At 71.8% G+C, this 15,064-nt stretch carries 13 protein-coding genes and 1 riboswitch; of the genes, 4 read left to right on the top strand and 9 right to left on the bottom strand.

Going from position 1 to position 15,064, the window contains the following annotated elements; genetic code table 11:
- Positions 1–16 precede the first annotated feature (16 nt).
- Positions 17–1,198, bottom strand: coding sequence for a cysteine desulfurase family protein (locus AB0N04_RS07350; protein WP_360204780.1), 1,182 nt, complete (start codon positions 1,196–1,198; stop codon positions 17–19).
- A gap of 264 nt (positions 1,199–1,462) precedes the next feature.
- Between AB0N04_RS07350 and AB0N04_RS07345 the strand changes: the two genes are divergently transcribed.
- Positions 1,463–2,251, top strand: coding sequence for an IclR family transcriptional regulator (locus AB0N04_RS07345; protein WP_360204777.1), 789 nt, complete (start codon positions 1,463–1,465; stop codon positions 2,249–2,251).
- Here the strand turns inward: AB0N04_RS07345 and AB0N04_RS07340 are convergent.
- From AB0N04_RS07340 to AB0N04_RS07305, 8 genes are all read right to left on the bottom strand, one after another.
- Positions 2,157–2,816, bottom strand: a complete 660-nt coding sequence (locus tag AB0N04_RS07340) for a trimeric intracellular cation channel family protein (protein ID WP_360204775.1) — start codon at positions 2,814–2,816, stop codon at positions 2,157–2,159. The two genes, AB0N04_RS07345 and AB0N04_RS07340, sit on opposite strands and share 95 nt — an antisense overlap.
- A 245-nt stretch (positions 2,817–3,061) precedes the next feature.
- Complete coding sequence (locus tag AB0N04_RS07335; protein ID WP_360204772.1) at positions 3,062–4,108, bottom strand: dipeptide ABC transporter ATP-binding protein; 1,047 nt, start codon at positions 4,106–4,108, stop codon at positions 3,062–3,064.
- A gap of 34 nt (positions 4,109–4,142) precedes the next feature.
- On the bottom strand, positions 4,143–5,153 hold the full coding sequence (locus AB0N04_RS07330) for an ABC transporter ATP-binding protein (protein WP_360204870.1): 1,011 nt from the start codon (positions 5,151–5,153) through the stop codon (positions 4,143–4,145).
- Between the two features lie 62 nt (positions 5,154–5,215).
- The gene (locus AB0N04_RS07325; RefSeq protein ID WP_360204770.1) at positions 5,216–6,226 is read right to left on the bottom strand and encodes an ABC transporter permease; all 1,011 of its coding nucleotides are present in this window, start codon (positions 6,224–6,226) and stop codon (positions 5,216–5,218) included.
- Positions 6,227–6,324: 98 nt separating this feature from the next.
- Entirely contained in the window at positions 6,325–8,091 is a 1,767-nt protein-coding gene (locus AB0N04_RS07320) for an ABC transporter substrate-binding protein (protein WP_360204767.1), read from the bottom strand.
- Positions 8,092–8,143: 52 nt separating this feature from the next.
- On the bottom strand, positions 8,144–9,133 hold the full coding sequence (locus AB0N04_RS07315) for an ABC transporter permease (RefSeq protein ID WP_360204765.1): 990 nt from the start codon (positions 9,131–9,133) through the stop codon (positions 8,144–8,146).
- Positions 9,134–9,605: 472 nt separating this feature from the next.
- On the bottom strand, positions 9,606–10,535 hold the full coding sequence (locus AB0N04_RS07310) for an enhanced serine sensitivity protein SseB C-terminal domain-containing protein (protein WP_360204763.1): 930 nt from the start codon (positions 10,533–10,535) through the stop codon (positions 9,606–9,608).
- 116 nt (positions 10,536–10,651) lie between these two features.
- Positions 10,652–11,455: an enhanced serine sensitivity protein SseB C-terminal domain-containing protein gene (locus AB0N04_RS07305; protein ID WP_360204760.1), complete on the bottom strand. Its 804-nt coding sequence runs from the start codon at positions 11,453–11,455 to the stop codon at positions 10,652–10,654.
- Positions 11,456–11,643: 188 nt separating this feature from the next.
- Positions 11,644–11,749: riboswitch (glycine riboswitch) on the top strand.
- A 232-nt stretch (positions 11,750–11,981) separates the two neighbouring features.
- On the opposite strand from AB0N04_RS07305, the gene gcvT reads away from it, so the two are divergent.
- The 3 genes from gcvT (at position 11,982) to glyA (ending at position 14,961) form a co-directional block, all read left to right on the top strand.
- A complete protein-coding gene (gcvT, locus tag AB0N04_RS07300) occupies positions 11,982–13,103 on the top strand; it encodes a glycine cleavage system aminomethyltransferase GcvT (RefSeq protein WP_360204757.1) in 1,122 nt (373 codons plus the stop codon).
- Between the two features lie 88 nt (positions 13,104–13,191).
- Positions 13,192–13,566 (top strand): glycine cleavage system protein GcvH, encoded by a 375-nt coding sequence (gcvH, locus tag AB0N04_RS07295; RefSeq protein WP_360204755.1) that lies wholly within the window; start codon positions 13,192–13,194, stop codon positions 13,564–13,566.
- Positions 13,567–13,692: 126 nt separating this feature from the next.
- Positions 13,693–14,961: a serine hydroxymethyltransferase gene (glyA, locus tag AB0N04_RS07290; protein ID WP_360204752.1), complete on the top strand. Its 1,269-nt coding sequence runs from the start codon at positions 13,693–13,695 to the stop codon at positions 14,959–14,961.
- Positions 14,962–15,064 lie beyond the last annotated feature (103 nt).

The raw sequence follows: 15,064 nt of genomic DNA, 5'->3' as shown, positions 1-15,064 counted from the left end.
GCCCGCCCGGGAACGCCTACCTGCGCACCGACGCCAGCCCGGCGTTGCGCGCCCGCTGGACGACCGGCCCGATGGCCTCCGCCAGCGCCGTCACGTCCTCCCGCACCGAGGTGTGCCCGAGCGAGAAGCGCAGCGAGGCGCGGGCGAGCAGCGGGTCGACGCCCATGGCGAGCAGCACGTGGCTGGGCTGGGGCACCCCGGCCGAGCAGGCGGAGCCGGTGGAGCACTCGATGCCCTGGGCGTCGAGGAGCATCAGCAGCGCGTCGCCCTCGCAGCCGGGGAAGGAGAAGTGGGCGTTGGCGGGCAGCCTGCCGCCGGCCGACGGGTCGCCGTTGAGCACGGCGTCCGGCACGGCGGCGAGCACCTCGGCGACGAGTTCGTCGCGCAGCGCGCCGAGCGTCGCCGCGTGCTCCTCGCGGTGCTTCACGACCGAGGCCGCGGCCGCGGCGAAGCCGGCCGCGCCGGGCGCGTCCAGGGTGCCGGAGCGGACGTCGCGTTCCTGGCCGCCGCCGTGCAGCAGCGGGACGGGCGAGGCGCCGCGGGAGAGCAGCAGCGCGCCGATGCCGAACGGGCCGCCGATCTTGTGCCCGGTGACGGTGAGCGCGGTGAGCCCCGACTCGGCGAAGGAGACCGGGACCTGACCGAGCGCCTGCACCGCGTCGGCGTGCATCGGGATGCCGTACTCGCTTGCGACGGCGGCGAGTTCGCGCACCGGCTGGACGGTGCCGACCTCGTTGTTCGCCCACATCACGGTGACCAGGGCGACGGACGCCGGGTCGCGCTCGATCGAGGCGCGCAGCACCTCGGGGTGCACCCGGCCGTACGCGTCGACCGGCAGGTACTCGACGTCGGCGCCCTCGTGCTCGGAGAGCCAGTGCACCGCGTCCAGCACCGCGTGGTGCTCGACCGGGCTGCACAGCACCCGGGTTCGGCCCGGGTCGGCGTCGCGGCGGGCCCAGTACAGGCCCTTGACGGCCAGGTTGTCGGACTCGGTGCCGCCGCCGGTGAGGACGATCTCGCTCGGGCGGGCGCCGAGCGAGTCGGCCAGCGACTCGCGGGCCTCCTCGACCACCCGGCGGGCGCGGCGGCCGGCCGCGTGCAGGGCCGAGGCGTTGCCGACCACCCCCAGGTGCGCCGTCATCGCGGCGAACGCCTCGGGCAGCATCGGCGTGGTCGCCGCATGGTCCAGGTATGGCATAACCCCCCGATTGTAGTGGGCCCGCCCGCGGGCCCGTCCCGGTGTGCGCACCTATCGGCCACCCGCGTGCGCACCGATCCGGCCACCTCCGCGCCGGCCCGGGCGGCCGCGGCCAGCGGACGGTGGCGTCCGGTCCCCGTTTGACCCGTTGTGTGCCCGAGCGGTTAGCCTGACGGACACCTCCCGCGGACGGTCCGACGGACGCGTCGCGGGGCACTTCACCATCGGCGCGGAACCATCGGCGCGGACAGGAGCGGGGGCGCCATGTCGCAGTCGGTCGATCGCGCCCTGACGCTGCTCGGGTCGCTCGGCGACGGCCCGGTCACCCTGGAGCAGGCGGCGACCAGCATCGGGGTGCACAAGTCCACGGCGCTGCGGCTGCTGCGCACCCTGGAGGAGCACGGCTTCGCCCAGCGCCTGCCGGACCTGCGCTACCGGGTCGGCGGCCGGGTGCTCTCGCTGGCGCACCGGGCGCTGGAGGAGATCGACGTCCGGCAGGTCGCCGCGCCGTACCTGGCTGCGCTCAACGCGCGCTGCGGGGTCACCGTCCAGCTGGCCGTGCTGCAGGACGGCGAGGTGCTGTACCTGGACGAGGTGGCCGGTGACTGGGCGGCCCCCGGCGCCGGCTGGACGTCCCGGATCGGGCGCCGGGCGCCGGCCGGCGGGACGGCGATCGGCCGGGTGCTGCTGGCCGGGCTGCCGGAGGACGGCACCCCCGAGGAGGAGCTGCCGGCCGAGCTGGCGGCGGTCCGCCGGCGGGGCTGGGCGGCCGAGTCGGCCGAGCACCGGGAGCCGGTGACGTGCGTGGCCGCGCCGGTGGCGGGCAGCGGCGGCCGGACGGTCGCGGCCTGCGCGCTGAGCGCCCCAGCCAGCCGGGTGCCGCCGGCCGAGCTGGCCCGGATGGTGCCGGAGCTGCTCTGCACGGCGGAGGCGATCTCGCTCGCGTACGGCGGCTCGCCTACTCCTCGCTGGTGCGAGAACCGTTGCGGTGCCACGCCCGCGGGGCGCGCCAGCCGTACTTCAGGGCGAGCATCCGCAGCACGAAGGCGGTGAGCGCGGCGGCCGTGCCGGTGAGGCCGGTGAGCCGGTCGGCGCCGATCAGCACCGCGACGAGGGCGGCGCCGACGAGGGCGGGGACGGCGTAGATCTCGCGGTCCCAGCGCAGCAGCGAGGGGATCTCGCCGGCCAGCACGTCGCGGATGACGCCGCCGCCGGCCGCGGTGACCATGCCGAGGGCGACGGCCGCGACGGCGCCGAGGCCGTAGTCGTGGGCCTTGGCGGTGCCGGTGACGCAGAACAGGCCGAGGCCGAGGGCGTCGAGGGTCTGGACGGCCCGGTTGATCCGCTCGACCTCGGGGTGCAGGAAGAACACCACGGACGCGGCCACCAGCGGCGTGACGAAGTAGCCGAAGTTGCTGAAGGCGGCGACCGGCGTCGCGCCGATCACCAGGTCGCGCATCACGCCGCCGCCGAGGGCCGTGACCTCGGCCAGGACACAGATGCCGAAGATGTCCATGTTCTTGCGGACGGCGAGCAGCCCTCCGGAGAGGGCGAAGACGAAGATGCCGGCGAGGTCGAGCGACTGCTGCACGTCGGAGGGGAAGATCTGCGAGGTCACGGGAACAACTATGACCTGTGCGGAACCCTCCCCTCCGCGGGCGGGTGCGGGAACGGCCGGCAGGGGGGGCGGGCCCCGGCCGGCCGTTCCCCTCGCCCTGCTCGGGACCCCGCTACTCGTTCCCCTCGCCCTGCTCGGGACCCCGCTACTCGTTCCCCTCGCCCTGCTCGGGACCCCGCTACTCGTTCCCCTCGCCCTGCTCGGGACCCCCGCTAGTCGTTCCCCTCGCCCTGCTCGGGACCCCGCTAGTCGTTCCCCTCGCCCTGCTCGGGGAAGTGACACGCCACCTGGTGCCCGGTCTTCAGCGCGGTCAGCGGCGGTTCCTGGCTGGCGCAGACGTCCTGCGCCTTCCAGCAGCGGGTGCGGAAGCGGCAGCCGCTGGGCGGGTTGATCGGGGAGGGGACGTCGCCCGTGAGCAGGATCCGCTCGCGGCCGGCGCGCTGGCGGCGGCGCGGGTCGGGGACCGGCACCGCGGACATCAGCGCGTTGGTGTACGGGTGCATCGGGCTGCGGTAGAGCGAGTCCCGGTCGGCGATCTCCACGACCTTGCCGAGGTACATCACGGCGACCCGGTCGGAGACGTGCCGGACCACCGAGAGGTCGTGCGCGATGATCAGGTAGGTCAGGCCGAGCTCCTGCTGGAGGTCGTCCAGCAGGTTGACCACCTGGGCCTGGATGGAGACGTCGAGGGCGGAGACCGGCTCGTCCGCGACGATCATCTTCGGCTTGAGGGCGAGCGCCCGGGCGATGCCGATGCGCTGGCGCTGGCCGCCGGAGAACTCGTGCGGGTAGCGGTTGTAGTGCTCGGGGCTGAGGCCGCACAGCTCCAGCAGCTCCTGGACGGCCTTCTTGAGCCCGCCCGCGGGCACCGCGTTCTGCAGCTTGAACGGGGCGCCGACGATGGTGCCGACCGTGTGCCGCGGGTTCAGCGAGGAGTACGGGTCCTGGAAGATCATCTGGATGTCGCGGCGCAGCGGCCGCATCGCCCCGACGCTCAGGTGGGTGATGTCGGTGCCCTCGAACTCGATCTTCCCACCGGTCGGTTCGTCGAGCCGGGTGACCAGTCGGCCCATGGTCGACTTGCCGCAGCCGGACTCGCCGACGACGCCGAGCGTCTCGCCGGCGTTGACGGTGAAGTCGATGCCGTCGACGGCCCGGACCGCACCGGTCTGGCGCCGCATCAGCCCGCTGCGGATCGGGAAGTGCCGGGTCAGGCCGGTCACCCGGAGCAGCGGCTCGCGGTCGGGGGCGGGGGCCGGCGACGGGATCGGCGCCGTCTGGGTGTCCGTCATCGGTTCTCTCCAGAAAGGTGGTACGAGGCCGGGCTCACAGCCGGGGCGCGATCTCTTCGGCGAAGATGCGGTGCCGCTCGGCGGCCGGCAGGTGGCAGGCCGCGTAGTGCCCGGGCGCGGCCTCGGCCAGCACCGGGAGCTCGCTGCCGGAGCGCCCGTCGGTCAGGGCGGCGTACGGGCAGCGCGGGTGGAAGGCGCAGCCCGTCGGCACGTTGATCAGGCTGGGCGGGGTGCCCTTGACCGGGACGAGCCGGTCCTGCAGCTCCCGGTCCAGGCGCGGCATCGAGCCCAGCAGGCCCCAGGTGTAGGGGTGTTCGGGCGCGTCGAAGAGGGTTTCCGCCGGTCCGCGCTCGACGCACTTGCCGCCGTACATGACCAGGATGTCGTCGGCCAGTTCGGCGACGACCCCGAGGTCGTGGGTGATGATGATGACGGCGGAGCCGAACTCCTCCTGGAGGTCGCGGATGAGGTCCAGGATCTGCGCCTGGACGGTGACGTCCAGGGCGGTGGTGGGCTCGTCGGCGATCAGCAGCGAGGGGTCGTTGACCAGGGCCATGGCGATCATCGCGCGCTGGCGCATGCCGCCGGAGAACTGGTGCGGGTAGTCGTCGACCCGGCGGTCGGGCTGCGGGATGCCGACCCGGTCGAGCATCTCGATCGCGCGGGCCCGGGCCTGCCTCTTGCTGGCCTCGGGGTGGTGCACCCGGTAGGCCTCGACGATCTGCTGCCCCACCGTGTAGTAGGGGTGCATCGCGGTCAGCGGGTCCTGGAAGATCATCGCCAGTTCGCGGCCGCGCAGTTGGCGCACCCGGTCCGGGCCGGCGGCGATCAGGTCCTCGCCGTTGAGCAGGATCTCGCCGCTGATCCGGGCCCGCTTGGAGCGGTGCAGGCCCATGATGCCGAGCGAGGTGACGGACTTGCCGGAGCCGGACTCGCCGACGATGCCGAGGGTGCGCCCCTTGTGCAGGTCGAAGCTGACCCCGTCGACCGAGCGGACCAGGCCGTCGTCGGTGTCGAAGTGGATCCGCAGGTCGCGCACGGACAGGAACGGGTCGCCGGTCGGTGCCGACTGCGGGGCGGCGGCTGCCGTGGTCTTCTGGAGCTCGGTCACGAGAGCCTCACCCGGGGGTCGACGAGGGCGTACAGGAGGTCGACCACGAGGTTGCAGGCGACGATGAAGAAGGCGGCCAGCAGGGTGACGCCGAGGATCTTGGGCAGGTCGTTGTCGGAGATCGCCTGGACGGCGAACTGGCCGACGCCCTGGAGCGAGAAGACCTGCTCGGTGATCAGCGCGCCGCCGAGCAGCAGCCCGAGGTCCATGCCGAAGATGGTGACGATCGGGGTGAGCGCGGCGCGCAGCCCGTGCCGGGTGACGACCTTGCGCTCGGCCAGACCCTTGGCCCGGGCGGTGCGGATGTAGTCCTCGCTCATGGTCTCCAGCATTCCGGCGCGGGTGAGCCGGGCGTAGAGCGCGGAGTAGAGGAAGGCCAGCGAGATCCAGGGGAGGATCAGATTGCGGGCCCACATCAGCGGGTTGTCGGTGAAGTCGACGTACTGCAGGTTGTCCAGGATCGGCCACTCGTAGCTGAACAGCGTGAGCAGCAGCGCGCCGGTGAAGAAGACCGGCAGCGAGACGCCCGCGAGGGCGACGCCCATGGAGAGCCGGTCGAAGATCGACCGCGGCTTGAGGGCGGAGACGACGCCGGTGGCGACGCCGGAGACCAGCCACAGCACGGCCGCGCCGGTGGCGAGCGAGATGGTGACCGGGATCCGCTTGGACAGCTCGGGCCAGACCTCCAGGTGGTTCTTGAAGGAGTAGCCGAAGCAGGGGACGTGGCAGGTGGCCGGTTCCGGCCCGAACTTGTACTCGGCGCCGCTGACGAGGCCCTTGAGGAAGTTCCAGTACTGGGTGTACAGCGGCTGGTCGAGGCCGAGGTTCTGCTTGACCGCCGCGATCGCCTCCGGGGAGGGGTTCTTCCCGATGTACTGGGCGGCCAGTTGGTCGGCCGTCTCGCCGGCGATGCGCGGGAGCAGGAAGAAGATCGCGAAGGTGACGGCGCTGACGACCAGCAGCAGAATCACCGCCGCGAGGATCCTGCGGATGATGTAGGCAAACACAGTTGGGCGGCTCCGGCGGCCCGCCGCCGTCCGGGATCCTCCGGACGGCGGCGGGCGCCGCTGCCTTCACCTGCCTTCAGGGATGCGGAGCCAGGCTCTTACTTGGTGGTGCCGATGTTCAGGTAGTCGTACTCACCCGAGAACGCCGGGGTGGAGGCGATGTTGGTGGCGTTGTCCGGGCGGTACAGGAAGACCTTGAAGTAGGTCAGCGGGACGATGACCGCCTGCTCCATGACCTTCTTGTCGATGTCGCCGTAGATCTTCTCGCGGGCGTTCTTGTCCGGGTTGATCGCGGCGTCGTCGATCATCTTGTTGACGGCCGGGTCGTCCAGCTGGGACAGGTTGCTGTTGCCGGACGGCTTGATCGCGCGGCCGTCGACGACCTGCTGCAGGAAGCCGTAGCCGGTCGGCCAGTCCGCACCCCACTGCATCATCATCAGACCGATGTTGTGGTCCTGGGTGAACTGCGGGGCACCGGCGCTGTCGGTGAGGTACTTGCCCTGCGGGTACTGCTGGATCTCGGCGTTGATGCCGACCTTCTTCAGCGCGGCCTGGATCGAGGTGGCGGCGGCGACCTCGGTGGCGCGCTCGGTGCGGGCCGAGATGACGGTGTTGATGCCGTCCTTGCCGCAGGCCTTCAGGGCGTCCTTGGCCTTGGCCTCGTCACCCTTGTTGTCCTTGGTCTCGTACAGGTTGAAGTCCTGGTGGCCCGGGATGTCCGGCGGGAGCACCGTGTTGGCGATCTGGCCGCGGATCGGGCCGCCCTCGGCGGTCTGGACCGAGACCTTGTCGATCGCGAACTGGACGGCCTTGCGGCAGTCGACGTTGTCGAACGGCGCGACCTTGGAGTTGATCGCCAGGTAGACCAGACGGCCGCCGTAGGCGTTGTCGGTGCTGGCCTTCAGCTTCGGGTTCTGCAGGATCTGCGCCTGGGTCTGCGGGTCGACGCCGCCGCCCACCAGGTCGACCTGGGCGTTGCCGGCCAGCAGGTCCTTGTCGATGGTGGCCTGGTCGATGTTCATCTTGAGCTGGATCTTGTCCGGCAGCTGCTTCCGGATCGGGTCCGTGCTCTTGTCCCAGTTGGTGTTCGGGACCAGGACGGCCTGCTTGCCGTCCTCGTAGGACTCGAACTTGAAGGAGCCCGAGGACACGATGTGCTTGACGTAGTCGGCACCGGTGTCCTTGGCCTGCGGGACCGGAGCGGTCTGCGGGGCGCTCACCAGGTAGTCGAAGTCCGCGAACGGGTGCTTCAGGTGGAAGACGATGGTGGTGTCGTCCGGCGTCTCGATCGACTTCAGGTCGCCGGTCTTGTCCTTGTACGGGCCGGCGTACGGCGTGTCGTTGTCGACCAGCAGGTCGTGGAAGTACGTCGGGCCGTTGGAGTTCACGTCCGGCGCGAAGTTGGAGCGCTCGACGGCGTACTTGACGTCCTTCGAGGTGATCGGGGTGCCGTCGTCGTACTTCAGACCCTTGCGGATCTTGTACGTCCAGCTCAGGCCGTCCGCGCTGGGCGCGCCGAGCGACTCGGCGAGGTCCGGGACGAGCTTGTTGCCCTCCTCGCCGGCGGCCGGGTTGAAGGTGGTGAGCGGACGGGCGTACAGGCGCGAGAAGTTGTAGATGTACGCGTAGTACGTGTTGCCCGGGTCGAGCGAGTCCGGGGTGCCCTTCATCTCGAAGGTGACCGTCCCGCCCTTCTTGTCCGAGGCGTTGACGATGTTCTTGGTGGCCGCGTTGGCTCCGCCGCCACCGGAGGAGGAGGACGAGGAGGAGGAGTCGCCGCTCTTGGAGGAGCTGGAGCAACCGGTGACCACCAGGACCGCGGCGGCGGCCGCCGCGGTCAGGGCGACGGTACGGGACCTACGCATGGGTGAGATCAACCCCTTGAGGATGTGGAGGAGGGAGGGTCCTGACGCAACGTCAGTTGCTCTTGGGATCGAGGGCGTCGCGCAGCCCGTCGCCGAGCAGGTTGAAGGCGAGCACGGTGATGAAGATCGCCAGACCGGGGACCACCATGTACTGGGGGTCCACCTGGTAGTACCGGATCGCGTCCTGGAGCATCCCGCCCCAGGAGGCTTGCGGGGGCTGGATGCCGACACCGAGGAAGCTCAGCCCCGCCTCGAAGAGGATGTTGGTCGGGATCAGCAGGGTCGAGTAGACCAGGATCGGACCGACCAGGTTCGGCAGCAGCTCCTTGAACAGGATGAACGGGCCGCGGGCGCCGAGGCTGCGGGCCGCGTGGACGAACTCCCGCTCGCGCAGCGAGAGCGTCTGTCCGCGCACGATCCGGCCCATGTAGGGCCAGTTGAAGAAGCCGATCACGAAGATCAGCACCAGGATGTGCAGCGGCAGGCCGTGCAGGCCGAACGCGCCGCCCTGGAGCGAGGTCGAGATCGCGATGGCGAACAGCAGCAGCGGGAAGGCGAGGAAGACGTCCATGACGCGGCTGATCAGCGTGTCCACCCAGCCGCCGTAGTAGCCGGCCATGATGCCGAGCACGGTGCCGATGGTGTTGGACAGCACGGTCGCGCCGAAGGCGACCAGCAGGGAGACCCAGGAGCCCTCGATGACGCGGGTGAGCAGGTCACGGCCCTGCAGGGGGTCGACGCCGAGCGGGTGGTCCCAGCTCATGCCGCCCCAGTCGCCGAACGGCAGACCGCCGAGGTCGGCGTCCAGGAGGTCCTGGTGGAGGGCGTCCGGGTCGAGCCCGAACAGCGACTCGATCGGCTTGGCCAGTACGGCGAGGAGGATGAGCAGGATCACCACGACGCCGCCGACGACGGCGGCCTTGTCCCGCTTGAAGCGGGTCCAGGCGATCTGACCGAGGGAGCGGCCCTCGATCTTCTTGGCCGGGCCGGCGGGGGCTGCTGCCTCCGGTTCGTTCCCGGCGGTGGTCACGGATGCGGTCATGGTCAGTTGGTCCCCTCGCCGACGGTGGCCGGCCCACGGGTGCCGGTCGCCGGCTTCGGCGGTGCGGCTGCGGACGTGCGAAAGGTGCTAGCAGGAGCGGGTGTTCGCGGCAGTGCGTCGTGCACAGGCACTGCCACCACGCGGGATGGGCTTCGCGTGGACGAGCGGGTCGGCGTACGCGCTCACCTTTGTGGGGTTCCAATGCGCGGTGCGTTGCGCAGAACTCTCTGCCATGCGACTTGGCTTACGCCAGACCTGACAACCGACAGATGCCCAACTGTGATCTGCTGGCATGCACGTCATCGATCTGCGGCATATCGCTCTTCACACGACTGCAGCAGGCATGTCAAGATGACCGGACGGCCGAATCGGAAATTCGTCCGGAAAGCATCGAAGCCGACTTGACGGACAATCAAGTCGGCTTCGCGGAAATGACTTCGACCGGAGTCGCGGACCGCAGTCGCTCCGGCAATCAGCGCCCGGGGTAGCCCGGCCACGGCTGCTGCGGCTGCCCGTGCCAGCCCGGCCCGGGCGGCTGGGTGCCGTAGCCGTAGCCCGGCGCCTGCTGCGAGTGGTACGCCGGGGGCGGCACCGGCGGGTACGGCCCGGTCGCCGCCGGCGGCCGGCCGCCTTCGCGGTCGTAGAACGGGCGGGCGTTGGCCCGCATCCAGAGCGCCACCGGGTCGTACTCGTCCGCCATCGCCACGGTGGACACCGCCAGCCCCTCCGGGGCCACCGCGATCGCCCGCTGCATCAGCGCGCGCACCGCCTCCACCGCCGGCGGCGAACTCTCGTACAGGTCCAGACCGATCGCCAGGTACGGCTCCCCCACCGCCGGCTGCACCCAGGCCCGGCGCAGCGCGCGCACCGCGCGCACCTCACCCGCCTGGCGCTCCAGCAGCGCGAAGAACGGCTGGGCGTTCACCTGCGGCTCGCTCAGCTTCAGCGGACCGGCCGGCAGCCGGTCCAGGCCCGCCGCGATCCGGCGCAGGTCCGCCCACGGCACGCCCACCCCGCCGCCGGGCGCGTGCGGGTTCAGCCACAGACCCCAGCGCGTCCGGTACAGCGAGGCCGCGATCTCCCGCCCGGAGATGACCTCGTGGGCCCGGGCCCAGCCGGAGGCCGCCAGCTGCTCGGGCGAGGTGACGGCCGGCGCGTAGCCGTGGCCGCTGATCTCCATGTTCCCGTACTGGGCGTCCGGGCTGCCCGGCGTGCCGTGCCAGAGCAGCATCCACACCTGCCCGTCGGCCAGCGCGTGCAGCAGCTGCTCGTACGCGTCGTAGCGCTCCGGCACGACCTCGCGCAGGGCACGCTCCAGCGCGCCCGGATCCGCCCCGGGGCGCCCGGCGGACGCCTGGCCCCAGGGCCCCGGTGCACCGCCCGCTACCGCTCCCGCACTCATGCGCCCACCTCGCCGCGCCTCTTTCCTCAACCCAGCCGGCCCGTCGGCCGTCTGCACGCACCCTATGGCGCGGCACCGGCCACCGCCACGGCGACGTGCCTACGAACGAACGCCGCTCACACCCGCGCGTAGAAAGGCAGTACCCGGGCGAGCAGCCACTCGACCACCGGATCGTCGGCGAGATCGAGCAGTACGAGGTGGACGCCCCCCGGCAGCGGTGCGGTTCCCAGGGCCCGGCCGAGCGCCTCGTTGACCGCGGCCGGGTCGGCCGGGGCCGCCGGATCCAACTGGACGCCCACGAACATCACGGTCGGTTCGCCCTCGATGCTGGCCAGCGCCCGGCGGGCGGTCAACACTCCGGGGAGGAGCGACAGTTCCGCGCGGCAGGCGGCCAGGAAGTGCTCCGGGTCCTCGCCCGGCACCGGCTCGCGCAGCGCCACCCGGCCGCCGGTGGGGGCCAGGGCCTCGCCGGCGGCGTCCCAGCGGTCCTCCCGCGGACCGCGGCGCAGCTCCGCCACGCCCTGCGGCGGCACCGGGATGCCCACCGCGGCCTCCGGGTTGACGGCGATGCCGACGCCCAGCGGCAGGCCGCGGGCGAACTCCCAGGCCGGTGCCACCGCGAACGCCATCCCCGGCGCCTGCTGCAGGAACACCTCCTGCGAGGAGAAGACCGGGACGTACGGGTCACCGGCCAGCTCGACGGTCGGCAGGTCCAGCGACTGCCCCTGCGGGTCGCCGCCGGCCGGCAGCGGGATCCACACCTGGCTGCGGGCCAGCACCTCGATCACCCGGGGCGTCGCACCCGGGTCGCCCAGCGCGGCGGTCAGCACCTGCTCCAGCTCGTTGGCCGGCCACCCGCCGCCCGGCGGCGCCGACTCCGGCCCGCCCCACCCCTGCTGCTGCTCCACCGGGTACCCCATGCGCGCCTGATCCGCCCTCTGCCGCTCGGCCGCCCTGTGCTACGCCGACGCGGAGCAGTTTAGGGCCCGTGTTCGGTATCACGCGGCGTGACCGGGGCCCCTCTCCCGCCCGCGGCCCGGACGTGCCATGATGTGCGCGTTCGACGGCGCAGTGGGCCGCCGGGCCCCACAACTCCATACCGGCCGCTCGAACCCGCGCGGGAGAGCCCGGAGTACCCCCTCAGGTGGTACAGCCGGCGCCGAAGGAGCAAGTCCTCCCCGGAATCTCTCAGGCCCCCCTACCGCACGGGTTAGGCACATCTGGAAAGCGGCGCACGGCCCTGTCGCGCGCCCACCCACGGTGCAAGCCGCCATGCTGTCCTGGATGCTGGAAACAGCTGCGGGCAGGTGGGCGGTGAAGCTCTCAGGTTCGACGACAGATGGGGAGACCCACGCCGCCGCATGCCCGCGCGCAGGGGTCGGTCCCCGAGCGGGCACGGTTCCGGCGCGTGCACCCCTGAGTGCCCCGACCGAGGAGTTCCTGGCCATGTCGTCCCTCCGCCTGACCGCGCTCGACGCGCTGCACCGCGCCCTCGGCGCGACCATGACCGACTTCGCCGGCTGGGACATGCCGCTGCGCTACGGCAGCGAGCGCGAGGAGCACCTCGCCGTCCGCAACCGCGCCGGTCTGTTCGACCTCTCCCACATGGGCGAGATCACCGTCACCGGCCCGCAGGCCGGCGAGATGCTGGACCACGCGCTGGTCGGCTTCGTCTCCGCGCTGGGCGTGCTGCGCGCCCGCTACACCATGATCTGCGCCGAGGACGGCGGCATCCTGGACGACCTGATCGTCTACCGCCTGCGCGAGGACGCCTTCCTGGTCGTCGCCAACGCCTCCAACGCCCAGCTGGTGCTGGACGAGCTGATCGCCCGCGCCAAGGGCTTCGACGCCGTCGTCACCGACGACCGCGACACCTACGCGCTGATCGCCGTCCAGGGCCCGGAGTCCACCGCGATCCTGGCGAAGACCACCGAGGCCGACCTGCCCGGCCTGAAGTACTACGCGATCCTCCCGGCCCAGGTCGCCGGCCGCGACGTGCTGCTCGCCCGCACCGGCTACACCGGCGAGGACGGCTTCGAGATCTTCTGCAACCCGGGCGACGCCGAGGCCGTCTGGCAGGCGCTGACCGCCGCCGGCGAGGGCCACGGCCTGGTCCCCTGCGGCCTGTCCTGCCGGGACACGCTGCGCCTGGAGGCGGGCATGCCGCTGTACGGGCACGAGCTCTCCACCGACCTGACCCCGTTCGACGCCGGCCTGGGCCGGGTCGTCCGCTTCGACAAGACCACCAACGAGGGCGCCTTCGTCGGCCGCAAGGCCCTGGAGAAGGCCGCCGCCGAGGCCGAGGCCAACCCGCCGCGGGTGCTGGTCGGCCTGGTCTCCGAGGGCAAGCGGGTGCCGCGCGCCGAGTACACCGTGGTCTCCGCCGACGGTGCGCCGATCGGCCGGATCACCTCGGGCGCGCCGTCCCCCACCCTGGGACAGCCGATCGCGATCGCCTACGTGGACGCGGCCCACGCCGCCCCGGGCACCACCGTCGCGGTGGACGTGCGCGGCAAGCACGAGCCGGTCCAGGTCGTGGCGCTGCCGTTCTACAAGCGCGCCCGCTGAACCCCCACTCCCCCGAAGACCCACGTCGAAGCCGTCCGCGCGGCGGCCCGCTTCGTCGTACCCGCTTCCCATCCTGGAGAATGACGCCATGAGCAACCCCCAGCACCTGCAGTACACCGAGGAGCACGAGTGGCTGACCGCCGCCGAGGACGGTGTCTCCACGATCGGCATCACCCAGCACGCCGCCGACGCGCTCGGTGACATCGTCTACGTGCAGCTGCCCGAGGTCGGCGACGAGGTGACCGCCGGCGAGACCTGCGGCGAGCTGGAGTCCACCAAGTCGGTCAGCGACCTGTACTCCCCGGTGACCGGCGAGGTCGTCGAGACCAACCAGGACGTTCTGGACGACAACGGCCTGGTCAACAGCGCCCCCTTCGAGGGCGGCTGGCTGTTCAAGGTGCGCGTCGCGTCCACCGGCAAGCTGCTCACCGCGGACGAGTACAACGCCTTCATCAAGGCCTGACCCGCTCGTGACCGGGCGGGCCGCAGCGCGGCGGCCCGCCCGCGCCGACCACCCGTCGCCCGCCACCCTTCCGAGGGCGCGCTCCGCACGGCACCCCTGATCCTCCTCCACCGGGAAGACCACACCATGACGGTTCTCAACCAGTCCCTGCACTCCCTCGACCCGGAGATCGCCGCCGCGGTCGACGCCGAGCTGCACCGCCAGCAGACCACGCTGGAGATGATCGCCTCCGAGAACTTCGCCCCGGTGGCGGTCATGGAGGCCCAGGGCTCGGTGCTCACCAACAAGTACGCCGAGGGCTACCCCGGCCGCCGCTACTACGGCGGTTGCGAGCACGTCGACGTGGTCGAGCAGATCGCGATCGACCGGATCAAGGCCCTGTTCGGCGCCGAGCACGCCAACGTCCAGCCGCACTCGGGCGCGCAGGCCAACGCCGCCGCGATGTTCGCGCTGATCCAGCCGGGCGACACCATCCTGGGCCTGAGCCTGGCTCACGGCGGTCACCTGACCCACGGCATGAAGATCAACTTCTCCGGCAAGCTCTACAACGTGGCCGCGTACCACGTGGACGAGAAGACCGGCCAGGTCGACATGGCCGAGGTCGAGCGCCTCGCCAAGGAGCACCAGCCGAAGCTGATCATCGCCGGCTGGTCCGCCTACCCGCGCCAGCTCGACTTCGCCGAGTTCCGCCGGATCGCCGACGCCGTCGGCGCCCTGCTGATGGTGGACATGGCGCACTTCGCCGGCCTGGTGGCCGCCGGGCTGCACCCCAACCCGGTGCCCTACGCGGACGTGGTCACCACCACCACCCACAAGACCCTGGGCGGCCCGCGCGGCGGCGTCATCCTGTCCAAGGCCGAGTGGGCCAAGAAGATCAACTCCGCGGTCTTCCCCGGCCAGCAGGGCGGCCCGCTGGAGCACGTGATCGCCGGCAAGGCCGTCGCCTTCAAGGTCGCCGCGTCCGAGGAGTTCAAGGAGCGCCAGCAGCGCACCCTGGACGGCGCCCGGATCCTCGCCGAGCGCCTGCTCCAGGCCGACGTCGCCGAGGCCGGCGCCTCGGTGCTGTCCGGCGGCACCGAGGTCCACCTCGTCCTGGTCGACCTGCGCAACAGCCAGCTCGACGGCCAGCAGGCCGAGGACCGGCTGCACGAGGTCGGCATCACGGTCAACCGCAACGCCATCCCGAACGACCCGCGCCCGCCGATGGTCACCTCCGGCCTGCGCATCGGCACCCCGGCCCTCGCCACCCGCGGCTTCCAGGCCGAGGACTTCCGCGAGGTCGCCGACATCATCGCCGAGGCGCTCAAGCCCGCCTTCGACGAGACCGTCGCCGCCGCGCTCAAGGCCCGCGTCACCGCGCTGGCCGAGAAGTACCCGCTGTACCCGAACCTCTGATCACTCCGGTGATCGCCCGGGCGGGGTGACCGGCCTCACCCCGCCACGGCACCTGGGACCCCGGGGCACCGCGCACACTGGTAGGTGCGCGCGGTGCCCCGAC

This window comes from Kitasatospora sp. NPDC051702 (assembly GCF_040681575.1).
Lineage (GTDB): Bacteria > Actinomycetota > Actinomycetes > Streptomycetales > Streptomycetaceae > Kitasatospora.
This window is presented reverse-complemented; position numbering and strand designations above follow the sequence as displayed.

Coding starts and splice junctions, on each gene's coding strand:
- AB0N04_RS07350 (WP_360204780.1), bottom strand. CDS start 1,198: ATGCCATACCTGGACCATGCGGCGACCACGCCGATGCTGCCCGAGGCG.
- AB0N04_RS07345 (WP_360204777.1), top strand. CDS start 1,463: ATGTCGCAGTCGGTCGATCGCGCCCTGACGCTGCTCGGGTCGCTCGGC.
- AB0N04_RS07335 (WP_360204772.1), bottom strand. CDS start 4,108: ATGACGGACACCCAGACGGCGCCGATCCCGTCGCCGGCCCCCGCCCCC.
- AB0N04_RS07320 (WP_360204767.1), bottom strand. CDS start 8,091: ATGCGTAGGTCCCGTACCGTCGCCCTGACCGCGGCGGCCGCCGCCGCG.
- AB0N04_RS07315 (WP_360204765.1), bottom strand. CDS start 9,133: ATGACCGCATCCGTGACCACCGCCGGGAACGAACCGGAGGCAGCAGCC.
- AB0N04_RS07310 (WP_360204763.1), bottom strand. CDS start 10,535: ATGAGTGCGGGAGCGGTAGCGGGCGGTGCACCGGGGCCCTGGGGCCAG.
- AB0N04_RS07305 (WP_360204760.1), bottom strand. CDS start 11,455: ATGGGGTACCCGGTGGAGCAGCAGCAGGGGTGGGGCGGGCCGGAGTCG.
- gcvT (WP_360204757.1), top strand. CDS start 11,982: ATGTCGTCCCTCCGCCTGACCGCGCTCGACGCGCTGCACCGCGCCCTC.
- gcvH (WP_360204755.1), top strand. CDS start 13,192: ATGAGCAACCCCCAGCACCTGCAGTACACCGAGGAGCACGAGTGGCTG.
- glyA (WP_360204752.1), top strand. CDS start 13,693: ATGACGGTTCTCAACCAGTCCCTGCACTCCCTCGACCCGGAGATCGCC.